Origin of the sequence: Mycobacterium sp. 1245801.1 (assembly GCF_001673055.1) — a bacterium.
Classification (GTDB): domain Bacteria; phylum Actinomycetota; class Actinomycetes; order Mycobacteriales; family Mycobacteriaceae; genus Mycobacterium; species Mycobacterium europaeum_A.
In genome coordinates this window covers 1-19,178 of the sequence record NZ_LZKY01000252.1, presented here as the reverse complement: position 1 = coordinate 19,178, position 19,178 = coordinate 1, and the positions used below count along the sequence as shown (strand labels likewise).

General features: G+C 69.4%; 18 protein-coding genes. 5 read left to right on the top strand and 13 right to left on the bottom strand.

The genetic code is table 11. The features are described from left to right. Nucleotides 1–21: 21 nt before the first annotated feature. The 8 genes from A5622_RS30605 to clpB all read right to left on the bottom strand — a co-directional run bounded on the left by A5622_RS30605 (nt 22) and on the right by clpB (nt 9,093). Nucleotides 22–1,374 (bottom strand): 3-oxoacid CoA-transferase, encoded by a 1,353-nt coding sequence (locus A5622_RS30605; protein ID WP_066879931.1) that lies wholly within the window; start codon nt 1,372–1,374, stop codon nt 22–24. Further along, nucleotides 1,371–2,504, bottom strand: coding sequence for a glycoside hydrolase family 76 protein (locus tag A5622_RS16305; protein WP_066872336.1), 1,134 nt, complete (start codon nt 2,502–2,504; stop codon nt 1,371–1,373). Before A5622_RS16305 ends, A5622_RS30605 begins: the two co-directional genes overlap by 4 nt. 50 nt (nt 2,505–2,554) lie before the next feature. Continuing rightward, nucleotides 2,555–3,202: an RNA methyltransferase gene (locus tag A5622_RS16300; protein WP_066879929.1), complete on the bottom strand. Its 648-nt coding sequence runs from the start codon at nt 3,200–3,202 to the stop codon at nt 2,555–2,557. Beyond that, the gene (locus A5622_RS16295; protein ID WP_066879927.1) at nt 3,199–4,113 is read right to left on the bottom strand and encodes a hypothetical protein; all 915 of its coding nucleotides are present in this window, start codon (nt 4,111–4,113) and stop codon (nt 3,199–3,201) included. The genes A5622_RS16300 and A5622_RS16295 overlap by 4 nt, the downstream gene beginning before the upstream one ends. Before the next feature lie 36 nt (nt 4,114–4,149). Next, nucleotides 4,150–4,689, bottom strand: coding sequence for an orotate phosphoribosyltransferase (pyrE, locus tag A5622_RS16290; RefSeq protein WP_066879966.1), 540 nt, complete (start codon nt 4,687–4,689; stop codon nt 4,150–4,152). Then, a complete protein-coding gene (locus tag A5622_RS16285; RefSeq protein WP_066879925.1) occupies nt 4,676–5,452 on the bottom strand; it encodes an SDR family oxidoreductase in 777 nt (258 codons plus the stop codon). Before A5622_RS16285 ends, pyrE begins: the two co-directional genes overlap by 14 nt. Before the next feature lie 57 nt (nt 5,453–5,509). Continuing rightward, the gene (gene ttfA, locus A5622_RS16280) at nt 5,510–6,391 is read right to left on the bottom strand and encodes a trehalose monomycolate transport factor TtfA (protein ID WP_066879922.1); all 882 of its coding nucleotides are present in this window, start codon (nt 6,389–6,391) and stop codon (nt 5,510–5,512) included. 155 nt (nt 6,392–6,546) lie between these two features. Beyond that, nucleotides 6,547–9,093 carry an ATP-dependent chaperone ClpB gene (gene clpB, locus A5622_RS16275; RefSeq protein WP_066879919.1) on the bottom strand — a complete coding sequence of 849 codons (2,547 nt, stop codon included), beginning with the start codon at nt 9,091–9,093 and terminating at the stop codon, nt 6,547–6,549. Between the two features lie 123 nt (nt 9,094–9,216). On the opposite strand from clpB, the gene A5622_RS16270 reads away from it, so the two are divergent. The 3 genes from A5622_RS16270 to A5622_RS16260 are packed head-to-tail and all read left to right on the top strand — an operon-like array spanning nt 9,217 to nt 11,773. Continuing rightward, on the top strand, nt 9,217–9,654 hold the full coding sequence (locus A5622_RS16270; RefSeq protein WP_197497942.1) for a DUF3060 domain-containing protein: 438 nt from the start codon (nt 9,217–9,219) through the stop codon (nt 9,652–9,654). Nucleotides 9,655–9,686: 32 nt separating this feature from the next. Then, entirely contained in the window at nt 9,687–10,859 is a 1,173-nt protein-coding gene (locus tag A5622_RS16265; protein WP_066879917.1) for an FAD-binding oxidoreductase, read from the top strand. Between the two features lie 2 nt (nt 10,860–10,861). After that, nucleotides 10,862–11,773, top strand: coding sequence for an aldose 1-epimerase (locus A5622_RS16260; protein WP_066879915.1), 912 nt, complete (start codon nt 10,862–10,864; stop codon nt 11,771–11,773). Between the two features lie 134 nt (nt 11,774–11,907). On the opposite strand, the gene A5622_RS16255 is transcribed toward A5622_RS16260, so the two are convergent. The 5 genes from A5622_RS16255 to A5622_RS16235 form a co-directional block, all read right to left on the bottom strand. After that, nucleotides 11,908–12,303 carry a heat shock protein transcriptional repressor HspR gene (locus A5622_RS16255; protein ID WP_066872316.1) on the bottom strand — a complete coding sequence of 132 codons (396 nt, stop codon included), beginning with the start codon at nt 12,301–12,303 and terminating at the stop codon, nt 11,908–11,910. Continuing rightward, on the bottom strand, nt 12,303–13,481 hold the full coding sequence (gene dnaJ, locus A5622_RS16250; RefSeq protein WP_066872313.1) for a molecular chaperone DnaJ: 1,179 nt from the start codon (nt 13,479–13,481) through the stop codon (nt 12,303–12,305). The genes A5622_RS16255 and dnaJ overlap by 1 nt, the downstream gene beginning before the upstream one ends. 46 nt (nt 13,482–13,527) lie before the next feature. Further along, on the bottom strand, nt 13,528–14,163 hold the full coding sequence (gene grpE / locus A5622_RS16245) for a nucleotide exchange factor GrpE (protein WP_066872309.1): 636 nt from the start codon (nt 14,161–14,163) through the stop codon (nt 13,528–13,530). Continuing rightward, on the bottom strand, nt 14,160–16,022 hold the full coding sequence (dnaK, locus tag A5622_RS16240) for a molecular chaperone DnaK (protein ID WP_066872307.1): 1,863 nt from the start codon (nt 16,020–16,022) through the stop codon (nt 14,160–14,162). Before dnaK ends, grpE begins: the two co-directional genes overlap by 4 nt. A gap of 130 nt (nt 16,023–16,152) precedes the next feature. Continuing rightward, a complete protein-coding gene (locus A5622_RS16235; protein WP_066872303.1) occupies nt 16,153–17,094 on the bottom strand; it encodes a LysR family transcriptional regulator in 942 nt (313 codons plus the stop codon). A gap of 87 nt (nt 17,095–17,181) precedes the next feature. On the opposite strand from A5622_RS16235, the gene A5622_RS16230 reads away from it, so the two are divergent. After that, nucleotides 17,182–18,666 carry an aldehyde dehydrogenase gene (locus tag A5622_RS16230; RefSeq protein ID WP_066879962.1) on the top strand — a complete coding sequence of 495 codons (1,485 nt, stop codon included), beginning with the start codon at nt 17,182–17,184 and terminating at the stop codon, nt 18,664–18,666. Nucleotides 18,667–18,671: 5 nt separating this feature from the next. Next, nucleotides 18,672–19,178: amidohydrolase family protein (locus A5622_RS16225; protein ID WP_156752982.1), on the top strand; the 507-nt coding region annotated here is incomplete at its 3' end.

Below are 19,178 nucleotides of genomic sequence, written 5' to 3'. Positions count from 1 at the left end.
CCGGCCACCGCCGGCGCGGGATCAGAGCGCGACTTTGAAGTCGCAGCCCGTCTTGGCGCGGACGTCCTCGACCGTGACGCCGGGCTGCAATTCGGTGAGCACCAGCCCCTGTCCCGGTTCGACGTCGAAGACGCACAGGTTGGTGATGATCATGTCGACCACGTTCTTGCCGGTGAGCGGCAGCGTGCACTGGCTGAGGATCTTCGGGCTGCCGTCTTTGGCGGTGTGATCCATCAGCACGATCACGCGCTTGACCCCGGACACCAAATCCATTGCGCCGCCTGGGCCTTTGACCATCTTGCCGGGCACCATCCAGTTGGCCAGGTCGCCGTTTTCGGCGACCTCGAGCGCGCCCAGGATGGACAGGTCGATGTGGCCGCCGCGGATCATCGCGAAGGAATCGGCGCTCGAGAAGAAGCTCGACCCGGGCAGGCTGGTGATGGTCTGCTTGCCCGCGTTGATCAGATCGGGGTCGACGGTGTCCTCGCTCGGGTAGGCCCCGATGCCGAGCAGGCCGTTCTCCGATTGCAGGGTGACCTTGATGCCGTCGGGAATGAAGTTGGCCACCAACGTCGGGATGCCGATGCCCAGGTTGACGTAGAAGCCGTCGCGCAGTTCCTGGGCGGCGCGCTGGGCCATCCGCTCGCGAAGGGGGCTGTCGCTTTTCAGCGCGGCGCCGCCGCTGGTGGTGCGGAACTCGATGCGCTTCTCGTAGCCGGTGCCCTCGATGATGCGGTCGACGTAGATGCCGGGGGTGTGGATCAGGTCGGGATCCAGCTCGCCGACCTCGACCAGCTCCTCCACCTCGGCGACGGTGACCGCGCCGCAGGTGGCGACCATCGGGTTGAAGTTGCGCGCCGTCTTGCGGTACACGAGATTGCCGGCGGTGTCGCCCTTCCACGCCTTGACGATCGCGACGTCGGCCCGGATGCCTTCTTCCAGAACGTATTCGATGCCGTCGAAGACCCGGGTGTCCTTGCCCTCGGCGAGGTTGGTGCCGAACGCGGTGCGGGTGTAGAAGCCGGGGATGCCCGCGCCGCCGGCGCGCAACTTCTCCGCCAGCGTGCCCTGCGGCGTCAACACCAGGTCCAGCTCACCGGCCAGCACCTGGCGCTCGAATTCCTTGTTCTCGCCGACGTAGGACGCGATCACCTTCTTCACCTGGCGTCCCTTGAGCAGCAGTCCCATGCCGAAATCGTCTACGCCGGCGTTGTTTCCGACGATGGTGAGGTCCTTGATGCCGCTGTCGACCAGGGCCTGGATCAGCTTCTCCGGAATGCCGCACAGACCGAATCCGCCAGCGGCGATGGTGATGCCGTCCTTCAGCAGGCCGTGCAGAGCCGACTCTGCGTCGTGGTGAACCTTATTGCTCACAGGGTGCTCCCGTTCTTCGACTCGGCGGAGACGTTACAGGCGGCCTCCATGAGCATCCACCCCGACAGCTGCACCGACAGGTCCCGCTCGGCGACCTCGGAGGCCATCACCGCGCCCTCGACGAATTCCGCTTCTTTGCCGCCCGCCGTGGGCAGCTGGGCGTCGCGGTCCCAGAACGGGCCGAACACCGGCAGCCCGTCCACCGTCTGCCTGTTGTCCCAGGCCGCCTTCGCGCTGGCCAGCACGATCCGCCGGGCGGTGTCGCGCGCCAGCGCGTCGTCGGCCGACTCCCCCGGCAGCGTGGTGGCCACCAGCGCCAGGTAGCGGGCGGTCACCCCGGCGAACAGACCGCCGTCCCCGCCGCCGGCCCCGGCCAGCACGCCCGCCGGCGCCATGTGTTCGTCCACCGCCGCGACCAGCCGGTGCACCCGGGCGGCGTGACGCTGCCTGACCTCGACCGCGGTGCGGGCGGCCAGCTCGGTCTCCAGCCCGAGCACCACGCCCTGGCAGTAGGTGTACTGCGCGCGCACCAGCGAACCGTCCTTGACGCCGTCGAACACCAGGTGGGTCTCCGGGTCGATCAACGTCTGGTCGATCCAATTCCCCATCTGCTCAGCGCGTTTCAGGTGGTCGCCGTAACGCGCGAGGAAAATCCCGGCCGGGCCGTTGGCCGGGGCGTTGAAGAACTGGTCGGACTTGCGCCAGGGGATCCCGCCGCCGTCCTCGGGCGCCCAGGCCTTGACGAACTGCGCGGCGAGCTTGGGCAGGGCGCGGCGGCGCTGCACGCCGGCGATCCGGGCGGCGCGTTCGAGCGCCAGCGCCAGCCAGGCCATGTCGTCGTAGTAGCTGTTGACCCAGGAGAAGTTGTTGCGCAGCCGGTGCGAGCGGACCTGCCGGTTGATCTCGGTGTGGCGGTGCGGCTGCGGATCCCGCTGCTGGGCGTCGACCAGGCAATCGAGCAGATGCGCCTGCCACCAGTAGTGCCAGGTGCCGAACCAGCGGTCGCGCCGCGTCGCCGGCCAGGCGACCACCCCCAGCTGCGTCGCGGGAAGTCCCCAGAGGCGTTTCAGGTGTCGTTGCGTGACAGCGGCTTCGCTGCTGGCCGCGCGGTTGACCCAGAGCTGATCCATACCTGTCGATCCTGCCGCACCCGGTTGACTGTGCGCGTACGGCGTCCGGGCTACCAGGCCTGGGACAGATCGGCGTGCTGCTTGACCCAGGCGTGCATGGCGATGCCGGCGGCGACGCCGGCGTTGATGCTGCGCGTGGAGCCGAACTGCGCGATCGACACCGTCAGCGTTGCGCCCGTGCGGGTGTCGTCGGTGATGCCGGGGCCCTCCTGACCGAACACCAGCAGGCACTCGCGTGGCAGCGTGGCCTCCTCCAGGCGCGCGGCGCCCGGCACGTTGTCGACGGCCACCACCGTCAGGCCGGCGTCGGCCGCGAAGTCGAGCAGCTCGGCGGTGCTGTCGTGATGGCACAACCGCTGATAGCGATCGGTGACCATGGCGCCCCGGCGATTCCACCGCCGCCGCCCCACGATGTGCACGGTGTGCACCGCGAAGGCGTTGGCGGTGCGCACCACCGAACCGATATTGGCGTCGTGGCCGAAGTTCTCGATCGCGACGTGCAGGGGATGCCGGCGCCGGTCGATGTCGGCGATGATCGCCTCGCGCGTCCAGTACCGGTAGGCGTCGACGACGTTGCGAGTGTCGCCCTCGCGCAACAGGATTGGGTCATAGCGCGGGTCGTCGGGGAGCTCGCCCCGCCACGGGCCGACGCCGGCGGGCGGGGTCGCGGACCATTCGGTGGGCCCAGGTCCGCTCATCGCTGCGTCCACACCCCGGCGTGCGTGCCGTCGATGGCCAGCGTCGCGTACAGCAGCGCGTCGTTGATCTCGCCCTCGGTGCACAGTGACGCGTTGACGTGCACCGCATCCAACGACGCGTCGGGCAGGATCAGCACCGACGACCCGTAGGTCGAGCAGGCCGGGTTCAGTCCCGGGGCGGGCAGGGTCGGCGAGGCCAGCAGCATCATCGGCCCGCCGCGCTTGACGGACTCGTCGCGGTAGCGGGCCGCGACGGCGGTGGCCTCCAACCCCAACAGCATGTAGCCGTTGCCGGTGAACGCTCCCGGATCACCCAGCTGCATCTTGGTCACCGGCTTGCCGTCGGCGCGCCACGCCGACAGGCTGGCGGTCTTGACCGCGAGTCCGCCGCTGTCGTTGGGGTTGGTGGGCAGCAGCCCCACCGGGAAGGCGACCGGGTAGGCCGACGAGCTGTCCGGGATCCGGTCGCGCGGCGAGTAGCCGTAGACGCCGCGCACCTGGCTTCGATCCTTCAGCGGCCCAAGGCAAACCGTGCCGGTAAGCCGGTCGCGGGACGCCGAGAGCGGCGCGGGGACGTCGCGCACATTGGTGGTCTTCGCTTGGAAGGATTTGTCACAGCTGCCCAGGCCCGCGGTCTCGAGGGGGTGGGCCAGCGCGCCGTAGAGCCCGAAGCGGATGTCCTCGGCTTTGGCGTGCGGGTCCTTGGCCGAGGCCGGGCTGGCGTCGACGTCGACCAGCACGTAGTCGCCGTCCCAGCGCAGATTCGACACCGACATGTTCCAGCCCAGCAGCGCCAGCGATTCACCGAGCCGCGCGCCCTGGGCGCCGTAGGGACGCACCGGCTGGCTGGACGACGAGCAGCCGGCCAGGCAGGCCACCACGCACGCGAGCATCGCGAGGGCGCTACGCATGATTCAGCGGCTCGGGCTACAAAGATCAGCCGGCAACTAGCTCAGCCCCAGGTCGGCGAGCCCGAGCACGCTTCGATAGGGCAGCCCCTCGGCCTCGATGGCCTCGGCGGCGCCGGTGGCGCGGTCCACCACCGTGGCCACCCCCACCACGTCGCCACCCGCCTCCTGCACGGCGCGCACCGCGGTCAGCGCCGAGTTGCCGGTGGTGCTGGTGTCCTCGACGACCAGCACCCGCTTGCCGGATACCTCGGAGCCTTCGATAAGGCGTTGCAGCCCATGGGTTTTCGCGGACTTGCGCACCACGAAGGCGTCGATCGGCCGGCCCGGCGCGTGCATGACGGCGGTGGCCACCGGGTCGGCGCCCAGCGTCAGGCCGCCGACGACGGCGTAGTCCCAGTCGCTGGTCAGGTCGCGCATCAGCGTGCCGATCAATGCCGAGGCGCGGTGGTGCAGGGTGGCCCGGCGCAGGTCGACGTAGTAGTCGGCCTCCGTGCCGGAGGACAGCGTGACCCGCCCGTGCACCACCGACAGGCGCCGCACCAGCTCCGCCAGCTCTTCGAGGTCAGGTCCGGCCACGGCCACTCCCAATTCGTTTGGTGACGGCCCGCATCAGGGTCCGCGGCAGCAGGCGCTCGGCGGCGATGATCGCCTTGTACTGCAGGCCCGGAACGCTGATCACCTTGCCGCGGGCGATATCGGCCAGGCTCTGGCTGACCACATCGTCGACCTCGAGCCACATGAACGACGGCGACTTGGCCATGTCGATCCCGGCGCGGTCGTGAAATTCGGTGTGCACGTAGCCCGGGCACACGGCGTGCACGGACACCCCGGTGCCCTGCAGGCCCACCGACAGGCCCTCGCTGAACGAGATCACCCACGCCTTGGACGCCGAATACGTCGACCCGCGCCCGGGCACCAGCCCGGCGATGCTGGCGATGTTGACGACGGTGCCCGCGCCGGCCGCCAGCATGGCGGGCAGCGCGGCGCGGGTCAGGTGCATGACCGCGGTGACGTTGACGTCGAGCTGGGACTGCAGCAGCGCGGGGTCGGCGGACCAGAAGTCGCCGGAGGTGCCGAAGCCGGCATTGTTGACCAGGACGCGCACTCCCCCGGCCGCGAGCCGGTCACAGACGCGCTGACGGCCGGCCGTATCGGCCAGGTCGGCGGGCAGGATCTCGACGGAGCCGGAGTGTTGCTGCAGTTCCTCGGACAGTCTGGTCAGGCGGTCGACATCGCGGGCGACCAGGACCAGGTCGTAACCGTCGCTGGCATAGCGTCGCGCGAACCCGGCGCCGATTCCGGACGTAGGCCCGGTGATCAGGGCGACGGGGCGAGGCATGAGCGACATCCTAATGACGTCGGCAGCACCGGCCTTGCGGCCACCCGGGGCCCGCCGTCAGCGCTGATAGTTGCTGGCCTGCTGGCCGTTGCGCCCGGACGGCGGTGGGCGGCGGATGGTCTCCGAACGCCCGTCGGCGGGCTGGGGCTGGTCGCGGCGCAGCGGCTCGGCGGCGCGGCGCCCCGACGGCGAGTCGGGGCCGAGCAGCCCCGCCACGTCCTGCTGCGCGCGCCGGGGCGGCAGCTCCGCGCGGCCCGCGGGCGCCAGCGGCCGGCTGGGTGAGGCGTTGCGCAGTCCGGACGGCGGCCCGGCCTCCTGCGGGGCCTCCTCCGGCAGCGGCGGCAGCACCCGCAACAGGTCGTTGAACTGGCGCACGGTGCGCAGGCCCTCGTCCCACTCGGTGCGCGTGCTGGTGATCGGCAAGGCCACCAGCGTCCAGTTCTGCTCGTTCCACATGATCTCGGCGCTGTCCGGTGCGGTGTGCGCGAAGGTGACCATCCGGCGGTCGCAGGCCCGGCGGGCGGCGTCGAGGTTGGTGGAGTACACCATCCGCGGCCCGATCGCTCCCAACAGCCAAATGTCGCTCTCCCGTGGCTCTTTGAGCCCCTTGAGGCGCAGGTCCACCACCACGTTGGTGCCCACCTTGCGGTGCAGCGCGATGACGGTGGCGACCTCTTCGAGGTCGAAGATATAGACGGCCTCACCGCGAATCTGGCCCAGCACCACGTTCTGGGCGGCGACGTCGCCCACCGTCGACATCACGCCGCGCTTCCAGCGCTTGAGGATGTCGGTCGATTCAGGCTCGTAGTCGAATCCGTGCGATCGCGCCCACGACTTGCGGCGCCTGCTGCGCCCGCGCCGCCGATCGATGTCGACGTACAGCAACACCCCCGCACCGACAAAGCACAGCGCGGAGAGCGTGAACCAGAGGGGGACCATCCAAAACAGGGTATCTGCTATTGGCCCGGAACACAGAAGGCGACCAGGTCACAACCCAATCACAGCTGCGCCCGCCCGGGCGCATAAGCGCCGAACGTCGACTTGTTGCGGCGGTTGGTGCGAAATACCCGCAACAAGTCGACGCCTCTGCGCGCTTAGCCCAGAATCAGCGAGTCACCGTCGGGGCTGACGTTCACCGGAACGGTGTCGCCGTCGTGCACGTCGCCGGCCAGCAACATCTTGGCCAGCTGGTCGCCGATGGCCTGCTGCACCAGCCGGCGCAACGGCCGCGCGCCGTAGACCGGGTCGAATCCGCGATGGGCCAGCCACTGCTTGGCCGGCAGCGACACCTCGAGCGTGAGGCGACGCTGCGCCAGCCGCTTCTGCAGCTGGGCCAGCTGGATGTCGACGATCGACACCAGCTCGCCGGGCTCGAGGCCATCGAAGATGATGACGTCGTCGAGCCGGTTGATGAACTCCGGCTTGAACGCCGAGCGCACCGCGGCCATCACCTGCTCCTCGCTGCCACCCGATCCCAGGTTGGAAGTCAGGATCAGGATGGTGTTGCGGAAGTCGACGGTGCGGCCCTGCCCGTCGGTCAGCCGGCCCTCGTCGAGCACCTGCAGCAGCACGTCGAACACGTCCGGGTGGGCCTTTTCGATCTCGTCGAACAGGATCACCGTGTAGGGACGCCGCCGCACCGCCTCGGTCAGCTGACCGCCCTGGTCGTAGCCGATGTATCCCGGCGGGGCGCCGACCAGCCGCGCGACGGAATGCTTCTCGCCGTACTCGCTCATGTCGATGCGCACCATGGCGCGTTCGTCGTCGAACAGGAACTCCGCCAGCGCCTTGGCCAGCTCGGTCTTACCGACACCGGTCGGCCCGAGGAACATGAACGAGCCGGTGGGCCGGTTGGGGTCGGCGACGCCGGCCCGGGAACGCCGTACGGCATCGGAGACGGCCGTCACGGCCCTCTTCTGCCCGATGACGCGCTTGCCCAGCTCCTCTTCCATGCGCAGCAGCTTGGCGGTCTCGCCCTCGAGCATCCGGCCGGCGGGGATGCCGGTCCACGCCGACACCACCTCGGCGATGTCGTCGGGCCCAACCTCCTCCTTGAGCATGACGTTCTCCCGCGCTTCGGCCTGGGGCAGCGCCGCGTCGAGCTTCTTCTCGACCTCGGGGATGCGGCCGTAGCGCAGCTCGGCGGCCTTGGCCAGGTCGCCGTCGCGCTCGGCGCGCTCGGACTCCCCGCGCAACGCCTCCAACTGCTCCTTGAGCTCGCGGACGACGTCGATGGCGTTCTTCTCGTTCTGCCAGCGGGTGGTCAGCTCGGCCAGCTTCTCCTTCTGGTCGGCCAGCTCGGAGCGCAGCTTCTCCAGCCGCTCCTTGGACGCCTCGTCCTCCTCCTTGGCCAGCGCCATCTCCTCGATCTCGAGGCGGCGCACCAAGCGCTCGACCTCGTCGATCTCGACGGGCCGGGAGTCGATCTCCATCTTCAGCCGGCTGGCGGCCTCGTCGACCAGGTCGATGGCCTTGTCCGGCAGGAACCGCGCGGTGATGTAGCGGTCGGACAGCGTCGCCGCGGCGACCAGCGCCGAGTCGGTGATGCGCACGCCGTGGTGCACCTCGTAGCGGTCCTTCAGCCCGCGCAGGATGCCGACGGTGTCCTCCACCGAGGGCTCGCCGACCAGCACCTGCTGGAAGCGGCGCTCCAGCGCGGCGTCCTTCTCGATGTACTTGCGGTACTCGTCGAGCGTGGTGGCGCCGACCAGCCGCAGCTCGCCGCGGGCCAGCATCGGCTTGATCATGTTGCCGGCGTCCATCGCGCCCTCGCCGGTCGCGCCGGCGCCGACGATGGTGTGCAGCTCGTCGATGAAGGTGATGATCTGCCCGGCGGAGTTCTTGATGTCGTCGAGGACGGCCTTGAGCCGTTCCTCGAACTCGCCGCGGTACTTCGCGCCGGCCACCATCGAGCCCAGGTCCAGGCTGATGACGGTCTTGTCGCGCAGGCTCTCGGGCACGTCGCCGGCGACGATGCGCTGGGCCAGGCCCTCCACGATCGCGGTCTTGCCGACGCCGGGCTCGCCGATCAGCACCGGGTTGTTCTTGGTGCGCCGACTCAGCACCTGCACGACGCGGCGAATCTCGTTGTCCCGCCCGATAACCGGGTCGAGTTTGCCGTCGCGGGCGCGGGCCGTCAGGTCGGTGGAGTACTTCTCCAGCGCCTGGTAGGTCGCCTCGGGCTCCGGGCTGGTGACCCGGGCGCTGCCGCGCACCTTGACGAAGCCATCGCGCAGGGCCTGCGGCGAGGCGCCGTGTCCGGTCAGCAGCTTGGCGACGTCGGAATCCCCGGTGGCCAGGCCCACCAGCAGGTGCTCGGTGGACACGTATTCGTCGTCCATCTCGGTCGCGAGCTGCTGGGCGGTGGTGATCGCGGCCAGCGATTCACGGGACAACTGCGGCTGCGAGTTGGCCCCGCTGGCCTGGGGCAGCCGGTCCAGCAGGCGCTGGGCCTCGGTGCGGATGGTGGCGGGCTCGACGCCGACAGCCTCCAGCAGCGGACCGGCGATGCCGTCGGCCTGCGTCAACAGCGCCATCAGCAGATGGGCGGGCCGGATCTCCGGGTTACCCGCCGCCGAGGCGGCCTGGAGTGCCGAAGTCAGTGCCGCTTGGGTCTTGGTTGTCGGGTTGAAAGAGTCCACGACACCTCCGTTCGTCGGTAGGGAAAATGCTTCTCGGCTTGTTCAACGCCGTCAAGGTTGAGTCTGTTCCGCTCAAGTCTAACGAGTTTTGAGCACTGCGGCGTAGGGGGTACCCCCGTAGCGATGACGCAGACGATGCAACCCCCCGACCAGGCCGACGCCGACCCGGAGACACGGCCGCGCCGGAGCGCCGGCGTGTGGCTGGCCGCCGTGGCCGCCGCCCTGGCGTTCGCCGGCCTGCTGGCGGTCGGGTTCCACACCGATCTCAGCGGCGGTAGCCCGTCGGCGGTCCCGCAGGCCGGGACGCTGCAGGTCAGCGGGACGGGCATGACGAAGACGCTGCCCTGCCACGCCGGTTATTTGTCGGTGAGCGGGCAGCAGAACACCGTCACCCTCACCGGGCACTGCACCAGCGTCAGCGTCTCCGGCAGCGGCAACCACGTCGCGGTCGACAGCACCGACGCGGTCAGCGCGTCGGGGAACGACAACGTCGTTCTCTACCACTGGGGTTCACCCAAGATCGCCAACGTCGGGACGGCCAACGTCGTCCGACAGGGCTGACCCGGCGGCGGCCGAGCCTACAATCGGGGCCCGTGAGCCTGGAGGACGCCGAAGCGCTGCGGGTGCTGCGTGACGCCTTCGCGCCCGCGGACTCGGCCGGTGACTCCGCGCTCGTCCATCGCTTCTACACCCAGTGGTTCGCCCTCGACGGCTCGGTGCGTGATCTGTTCCCGCCCGAAATGGCCGCCCAGCGGCTCGCTTTCGGGCGCGCGCTGCACTGGGTGTTCGGCGAGCTGGTCGCCCGGCGCGCGCAGGAGCCGGTGGCTTTTCTGGCCCAGCTCGGCCGCGACCATCGCAAATACGGTGTGCTGCCGGCCCATTACGAGACCCTGCGGCGCGCGCTGCTCTCGACGCTGCGCGCGCACGTCGGTGCGGCGTGGACCGACGCCGTGGAGGCGGCGGCCCGGCAGTCGCTGAACCTGATCACCGGGGTGATGAGCGGCGCCGCGGACGCCGAGGAGGGCCCCGCCTGGTGGGACGGCACCGTCATCGAACACATGCGGGTGTCGCGCGATCTCGCGGTCGTGCGGCTGCAACTCGACCAGCCGATGCACTACCACCCCGGCCAGTACGTCGACGTCCACGTGCCGCAGTGTCCGCACCGGTGGCGGTATTTGAGTCCCGCCATTCCGGCCGACCCGGGCGGCGGCATCGAGTTCCACGTCCGCCTGGTTCCCGGCGGCCTGGTCAGCACCGCGATCGTCGGCGAAACCCGCATCGGCGACCGGTGGCGGCTGTCCAGCCCGCACGGCGGCCTGCGGGTCGACCGCGAGGGCGGCGACGTGCTGATGGTCGCCGGCAGCACGGGCCTGGCGCCGCTGCGGGCGCTGATCATGGACCTGTCCCGGTTCGCGGTGAACCCGCGCATCCATCTGTTCTTCGGCGCCCGGTACCGTTGCGAACTCTACGATCTGCCGACCCTGTGGCAGGTCGCCTCGCACAATCCGTGGCTGTCGGTGTCTCCCGTCTCCGAGTACAACAGCGACCCGTCCTGGGCCGCGGACTATCCCGACGTCACGCCGCCGCGCGGCCTGCACGTGCATCAGATCGGGCGGCTGCCCGACGTGGTGACCAAGTACGGCGGCTGGGGTGACCGGCAGATCCTGGTCTGCGGGGGGCCGGCGATGGTCAGCGCCACCAAGGATGCCCTGATCGCCAAAGGCGCTCCGCCCGAACGCATTCAGCATGACCCGCTATGGAGGTAGCCATGCACGTCGTCACCCTGCGCGATCCGTCGTCGCCGCTGGTCGCTCAGTTCGTTCCCGAGGCGGGGATGATCGGCACGTCGCTGCGCGACGCCGGTGCGGAGCTGCTGGGCCAGCGCCGCGGCCTGGACGCCTACGTCTCCGATGGCAAGACGATGGGGATCCCCATCCTGTACCCGTGGGCAAATCGGTTGGGCGAGAACACCTATACCGCCCAGGACGTCACCGTGACCTTGACGCCGGGAGAAAACGGTGTGCGCGCCGATCCCAACGGGCTACCCATCCACGGCGTCCTGGCCGCCTACCCCGGTTGGCGGGTGACGGCCGAGACCGACAGCGAGCTGATCGCCGAACTGGATTTCGGTGCCGATCCCCGATTGCTGGCCAGCTTCCCGTATCCGCACGTGCTGACGGTCGCGGTGCGGCTGGCCGACCGGACGCTGACGGTTCGGGCCACGGTGGACGCGACCGGGGATCGGGCCGTGCCGCTGTGCTTCGGGTTTCATCCCTACCTGCAACTGCCCGACGCCCCGCGGGCCGACTGGGTCATCGAGACACCGCCGTTGCGGCATCTGGGCCTCGACGACACCGGGCTGCCCACCGGCGCTTCCGAGCCGCAGCCGGCCCGGCGAGAGGCATTGGGCGACAACACGTTCGACGACGCCTACGACGGGGTGGCCGACGGCGCGGTGTTCGCGGTGTCCGGCGGCGGTCGGCGCATCGAGGTGCATTACGAGCAGGGCTATCCGGCGGCGCAGATTTTCGCGCCGGCGCCCGACGACCCCACAAAGACGATCGTGTGCTTCGAGCCGATGACCGCACCGACCGACGCGCTGCGCCGGGGCGGCTACCGCTGCGCGCTACCGGGCGAGCGGGCCGTCACGCAATTTTCGATCCGGGTGGGCTCGCAGTGACCACTCGGGTCACTGCCGCTGTCTGGTGGTCATCAGGCGAATGCGAAAAGCGCTAGCAGATGTGCTAGCGCTTTTGCGAAGGTCGTATGCGTGTCGGAGACAACCCTTGGGGCGCAAGGGAAACCGACCGAGAGTCAGCGTCCCCGGCGCGGCTGCCACACCACCAGCGCGGTGCTCTTGGGCACCACCGCCACGTCGCGGCGCTGGCTGGCGCGGACCTGCGAAAGCTCCTCGGTCAACTCCTTGACCCGGGCCTGCAGCGCTTCGACCTGATTGGTCAGCTCGATGATCCGCTTGATGCCGGCGAGGTTGACGCCCTCGTCCTGCGACAGGCGCTGCACCTCGCGCAACAGGTCCACGTCGTGCTCCGAATACCGCCGTCCCCCACCGGAAGTCCGGCGCGGGCTGACCAGGCCGAGGCGGTCGTAGGTGCGCAGCGTTTGGGCGTGCATGCCGGCCAGCTCGGCGGCCACCGAGATCATGAAGGTCCGGGCGTCCTCTTTTCGTGAATTGCTCGAGCCCTTGGCCATCAGCGATTACCTGCCCATCCGGCCCGGGGGTCGAAGCCGCTGGCGCGCTCGGCGGCGGCGTACGCCTCCAGCGCCTCCTGGGCGGCCCCCTCCAAATTCGGTGGAACGGCGACCTTTACGGTCACCAGCAAGTCGCCGTTGCCGCCGCTGCGCTTGGGAACGCCACGCCCGCGCACCCGCAGGATGCGGCCGTCGGCGGTGCCCTTGGGCACCCGGACACCGACCTTGCCGTCCAGGGTGGGCACCGAAATGGTTGAGCCCAAAGCCAACTCGGTGAAACTGACCGGCACCGTCACCGTCAGGTCGTCGCCGTCGCGGCCGAACACCTTGTCCGGGCGCACATGCACCGTCACGTACAGGTCACCCGAGGGCGCACCGCGCAACCCCGCCTCACCCTGGCCGGGCAGCCGGATGCGCTGTCCGTCCTCGACGCCCGGCGGGATCCGCACGTTGATGGTGCGGGTCCGGGTGGTGACGCCGGTGCCCTTGCACTCGTCGCAGGGGTGCTCGATGATCGAGCCGCTGCCCCGGCAATCGGTGCAGGGCTCGGAGAATCCGAACGCGCCCTGGTTGCGGTTGATCACGCCGGAACCGTTGCAGGTGGGACACACTTTCGGGCTGGTGCCCGGCCGCGCGCCACTGCCATGGCAGTTGGTGCACGGCGCCGGGCTGGTCAGCCGCAGCGGCATCGCCACGCCCTTGGCGGCCTCGACGAAATCCAGCTGGGTTTCGGTCTCGAGGTCGTTACCGCGGCGGGGCCGGCTGGGCCGGGCACCCGAACCGCGCCCGAACAGCCCGCCGAACAGGTCACCGATGTTGGTGCCGCCGCTTCGGCCGGCCGCGTCGAACAAATCGTTGAGGTTGAACTCGGCGCCATCACCACCGACGTTGAAGCCCCCGAACCCGCCGCTGTCGAACCGGCGCCCGCCGAATCCACCGCCGGCGAACAGCCTTCGGGTTTCGTCGTATTCCTTGCGCTTGGCCGGATCCGACAAGACGTTGTGCGCCTCGGAGACCGCTTTGAAGCGTTCACCGGCGGCCGGGTTGTCGGGGTTCGCGTCCGGGTGCAGATCGCGCGCCAACTTGCGGTAGGCGCGTTTGATCTCTTCTGGGCTGGCGTCAGAGGAGACGCCCAGCTCCTTATAGAAGTCCTTTTCGACCCATTCACGCTGGGCCATGTCGCGTCACCCCCTCACCTTTCTTCTGTTGTGTTGATTGTCTGCCTTATTCACCGGACGCGTCGGCGTTGTCGTCCGTGTCGGCCGGTTCGCTTTCGGCGGACTCGGGTGCGGCAGCCGCTCCATCCTCGTCGGCGACCGTGTCGACGACACCGACCAGGGCGTGACGCAGCACCTGATCACCCAGCTTGTAACCCTGCCGCATGACGGTGCCGATCACCGGCCGGGACCCGTCGCCCTCGTGCTGCACCGCTTCGTGCAGCACCGGGTCGAAGTCCTCGCCCTCCTCGCCGAACGCCGTCAGGCCAAGGCCGTTCAGCGCGCTTTCCAGCTTGTCGGCGACCGACTTCAGCGGTCCGGACTCCAGATCGCCGTGCTTGCGGGCGCGGTCGAGATCGTCGAGCACGCCCAGCAATTGGTTGACGACGGCGGCCTTGGCCCGGTCCGCCGCGGCCTGCTGATCGCGCAGCGCCCGCTTGCGGTAGTTGGCGAAGTCGGCCTGCACCCGTTGCAGATCGGCGGTGAGCTCGGCGACTTTGCCATCGGCTTGCTGCGCCGGTTCGCCGGCCGGCGCCCCTCCCGGCGTGTCGCCGGGAGGGGCCTGCCGCACTTCACCGGTCTCAGGGTCGATTCGCCGCTTGTCGGTGATCGTCACCTGTTCGTGTGGATTGCTTTCCGTCACTTGGACTCCCGGTCATCGTCGACCACCTCCGCGTCCACGACGTCGTCAGCGGAGCCAGACCCGTCGCCCGCCGCGCCCCCACCGGCCTGCTCGCCGGCGGCCTGCGTGGCCTCGTAGATCGCCTGTCCGAGCGCCTGCGACTCCTGGCCCAGCTTCTCCATCGCCGCCTTGATCGCGGCGATGTCGGTGCCGCCCAGGGCGGTCTTGGCCTCGGCGATCGCGGCGTCGACCTTGGACAGCGTGTCCTCGGGGACCTTCGAGCCGCCCTCGGCTTCGCGCTGGTCCTTGACGAACTTCTCCGTCTGGTAGACCAGCGATTCGGCCTGGTTGCGAACGTCGGCCTCTTCGCGACGCTGACGGTCCTCCTCGGCGTGCGCCTCGGCGTCCTTGATCATCCGGTCGATCTCCTCCTTGGACAGGCCGGAGCCCTCCTGGATCTTGATCGTGTTCTCCTTGCCGGTGCCCTTGTCCTTGGCCGTGACGTGCACGATGCCGTTGGCGTCGATGTCGAAGGTGACCTCGATCTGCGGGACGCCGCGCGGAGCCGGCGGGATGCCGGTCAGCTCGAAGGAGCCGAGCAGCTTGTTGTGCGAAGCGATTTCGCGCTCACCCTGGTAGACCTGGATCTGCACCGACGGCTGGTTGTCGTCGGCCGTGGTGAAGGTCTCCGACCGCTTGGTGGGGATCGTGGTGTTGCGTTCGATGAGCTTGGTCATCACGCCGCCCTTGGTCTCGATGCCCAGGCTCAGCGGCGTAACGTCAAGCAGCAGAACGTCTTTCACCTCACCCTTCAAAACCCCGGCCTGAAGAGCCGCTCCCACCGCTACAACTTCATCGGGGTTGACGCCCTTGTTGGGCTCCTTGCCACCGGTGAGTTCCTTGACCAGGTCGGTCACCGCGGGCATCCGGGTGGAACCACCCACCAGGACCACGTGGTCGATCTCGGACACCGAGATGCCGGCGTCCTTGATCACGGACTGGAAGGGCTTGCGGGTGCGGTCCAGCAGATCCTGTGTGATGCGCTGGAATTCGGCGCGGGTCAGCTGCTCGTCGAGGAACAGCGGGTTCTTGTCCGCGTCGACGGTGATGTAGGGCAGGTTGATCGAGGTGCTCTGCGAACTCGAGAGCTCGATCTTGGCCTTCTCGGCGGCCTCACGCAGCCGCTGCATCGCCATCTTATCCTTGGTCAGGTCAATTCCGCTGGTGCCCTTGAACTTATCGACCAGCCATTCGACGACGCGGTCATCCCAGTCGTCCCCACCGAGGTGGTTGTCACCACTGGTGGCGCGGACCTCGACCACACCCTCGCCGATCTCGAGCAGCGAGACGTCGAACGTACCGCCACCGAGATCGAAGACCAGGATGGTCTGTTCCTTCTCGCCCTTGTCCAGGCCGTAGGCCAGCGCCGCCGCGGTCGGCTCGTTGACGATCCGCAGGACGTTGAGGCCGGCGATCTGGCCGGCTTCCTTGGTGGCCTGACGCTGGGCGTCGTTGAAGTACGCCGGCACGGTGACGACCGCGTCGGTGACGTCCTCACCCAGGTACGCCTCGGCGTCGCGCTTCAGCTTCATCAGCACGCGGGCGCTGATCTCCTGAGCGGTGTACTTCTTGTCGTCGATCTCGATGGACCAGTCGGTGCCCATGTGCCGCTTGACCGAACGGATGGTGCGGTCGACGTTGGTGACCGCCTGGTTCTTGGCGGGCTGGCCGACGAGCACCTCCCCGTTGCGCGCGAACGCAACGATGGACGGCGTGGTCCGCGAACCCTCGGAGTTGGCGACGACGACCGGGTCACCGCCCTCGAGGACTGCGACGACGGAGTTGGTGGTCCCGAGGTCGATACCGACCGCACGAGCCATAGTGATTCCTCCTGAATATGTAGAGCTTGTCTGGTGCCACTATGCTGAGTGAACCCCGCTCAAGCCTGCCCCTGGGGCGGTGGGCTGTCAACCCAGTATTGAGTGTGGTTCGCTCAACTTGTCGATAATGCTAACGGCGGTCGGTCCCGCCTTGTTCCCGGGTCGCCAAAGAATTCTGGGCGCCGCCGGCAACCTCCTCTATCAGCGCCAGCAGCGCCCGGGTGGCCGCGCTGGCCTGCCGGTTCGCCGAGGTCGCGACGTAGAGCCGCCACTGCAGGTCGTGCCCGGTGATCCGGACGCTCACCAAACCCGAGCTGTCGATGCCCTCGAGGATGGACCAACTCAGAAAACCGATCCCCAGCCCCTTGCGGATGCAGACCGCCGCCGTGCCGATGTCGGCGACCTCCACCGCGACGGTCCGCTCGACCCCGGCGGCCGCGAACGCGGTGTCCACCACGGCGCGGTTCCCGTAGCCCGGCGGCCCGTCGACGAACGGCATGCCCGCGAGCTCGGCCAGCGAAACCGCCGTGCGCCGGGCCAGCGGGTGGCCCTCGGGGACGACCAGCAGCAGCGGCACCGAGGCCACCAGCCGGGTGTGCAGGTCGGCCGGGGGCGGTCCGGTGAAAACCAGGAAGGCGACGTCGAGATCCCCGTCGCGCAATTGGGCCGCCAGCCCGGCCGACCCGGAGCTGGCCGCGCGCAGGTGGACCACGACGTCGGGATGACGGGCGTGCAGTTCGGCCAGCACGGTCGGCACGTCGATGACGCTCACCGAAGTCAACGTCCCCACCGTGACGGTGCCGCGCACCGTGCCCCGGGCGGCGCTCACCGCGTCCTTGGCCGCGCGGGCGGCGTCCAAAGTGGTCCGGGCGTGGGGTCGCAGCGCTTCGCCGGCGGGGCTCAGCGCCACGCCGGCCGGGCCCCGGACGAACAACTCGGCGCCCAGTTCGCGCTCGAGCGCCTTGATGGTGGCCGACACTCCCGACTGCACGACGTGCAGCCGCTGGGCCGCCCCGGTGAAGCTTCGACTATCCGCCACGGCCAGGAAGTACTCGAGGTGACGAAGCTCCACACCAGCGATTATCACCGCCGGTGATGAGAACCATCAGAAGATATCGTTGGTGCTGATCAAACCGCGGGGCATACCGTGACAATGCCCATGGATCAGCAAGCCCCCACCACGATCCGCACCCCCTGGTCGTCGGCGTCGCCCGACGACCGCTTCGTCGTGGAGAACCCCGCCACCGGACAGGTCGTCACCGTCGTGCACGGGGCCGGCACCGCGGAGGTGGATCGGGCCGTGCGGACCGCGCACGCGGCGCACCTGCACTGGAAGCTTCGTCCGGCCCGCGAACGCGGCCGCTACCTGCGGCAGATCGCCGACGTCATTCGCGAACACGCCGACGAGATCGCCGCCCTCGAGTCGCGAGAGATGGGCAAGCCGATCAGCCAGGCCCGCAGCTTCGACGTGGAAGCCGCGATCGGGATCTTCGACTACTTCGCCGGCATGGTCGAGGTGCTGCCCAGCCAGGCACGCGACTACGGGCCGGTGTTCGACGTGACCACGCTGGAGCCCTACGGCGTGATCGCCGGCATCGTGCCCTTCAACTGGCCGCCGATCCACACCGCCGGCAAGGTCGCTCCCGCGCTGGCCGTCGGGAACGCCGTCGTGCTGAAACCGCCGGAGCAGACGCCCTCGGTGGTGCTGCGACTGGTCGAGCTGATCCAGTCGGTGCTGCCCGACCCGGTGGTGCACGCCGTGCCCGGCGGCGGCGAGGTGGGCGCCGCGCTGGCCGAGCATCAACTGGTGGGCAAGATCTCCTTCACCGGGTCCCCGCTCACCGGTTCGGCGGTGCTGCGCACCGCGGCCAGCAACCTCACGCCGGCGTTGATGGAGCTGGGCGGCAAGAACCCGCTGCTGGTGTTCGACGACGCCAACCTGCACGAGGCGCTGTTGGCCGCCATCGACGGCGGCTTCTTCAACCAGGGCGAAGCATGCACCGCATCGTCGCGAATCCTGGTGCAGGACAACGTCTATGCCGAGTTCGAGGAGAAGCTGTGCGCCGCCGTGCGTCGGCTGCGGGTGGGCGACGGCGCCGATCCCGCCACCGACGTGGGGCCGCTGGTCACCCGGGCGCAGCGCAAGCAGGTCCTGGAGTACCTCGACATCGGCGTCGCCGAAGGCGCCCGCATCGCCGCCCAGGCACCGCTGCCGCAGGATCCGCGGCTCGCGGACGGCTTCTACGTCGCGCCGACCGTGCTGACCGGCGTCACGCCGGACATGCGGGTGGCCCAGGAGGAGATCTTCGGTCCGGTGGTCGCCCTGATCCGGTTCAGCGACGAGGCCGAGGCGGTGCGGATCGCCAACGGCACCCCCTACGGGCTGGTCGCCGCGGTGTTCACCGCCGACGGCGACCGGGCGCTGCGGGTGAGCCGGCAGATCCGGGCCGGAGCCGTCTTCGTCAACAACTACGCGCGGGTGGCCATCGGCAGCGGATTCGGCGGCGTGGGCCACAGCGGGTTCGGCCGCGAGCACGCCCAGGAGACGCTGGCCGAGTACGGCTACACCAAAACCATCCGCCTGGCCGCCAACCGTGACGAGTTGCCGTACTGGAGCGCGGCCGCCCGAGTCCTCGAAGGATAACCCAGATGCGTGTCATCGCCCTCGAAGAGCATTACGCCACAATGGAATTCCTGCAGGGCCCGGGCACCTGGCTGGCGTCGCGAGCCGGCATCGTCGAACCCGCCAGCGATCTCGGCGACGGCCGCATCGCGGCGATGGACGAGGCCGGGGTGGACCTGGCCGTGCTGTCGCTGGCCGCGCCCGGGGTTGAGCAGCTGGATCCGAACGAGGCGGTGCGGCTGGCCCGGGATTGCAACGACCAGCTCGCGGCGGCGGTGCAGCGCTACCCCGACCGCTTGGCGGGCTTTGCCACCGTGCCCACCAGCGCACCCGACCAGGCGGCCGACGAACTCGAGCGCGCGGTGCGCGGGCTGGGCTTCCCCGGCGCGGTGATCAACGGACACAGCCGCGGCCGCTATCTGGACGACCCGTTCTTCGAGCCCATCCTGGACCGCGCGGCCGCCCTGCAGGCGCCGATCTACCTGCATCCGACCATCCCCCCGGCGGGCGTCATCGAGTCCAGCTACGCGGGT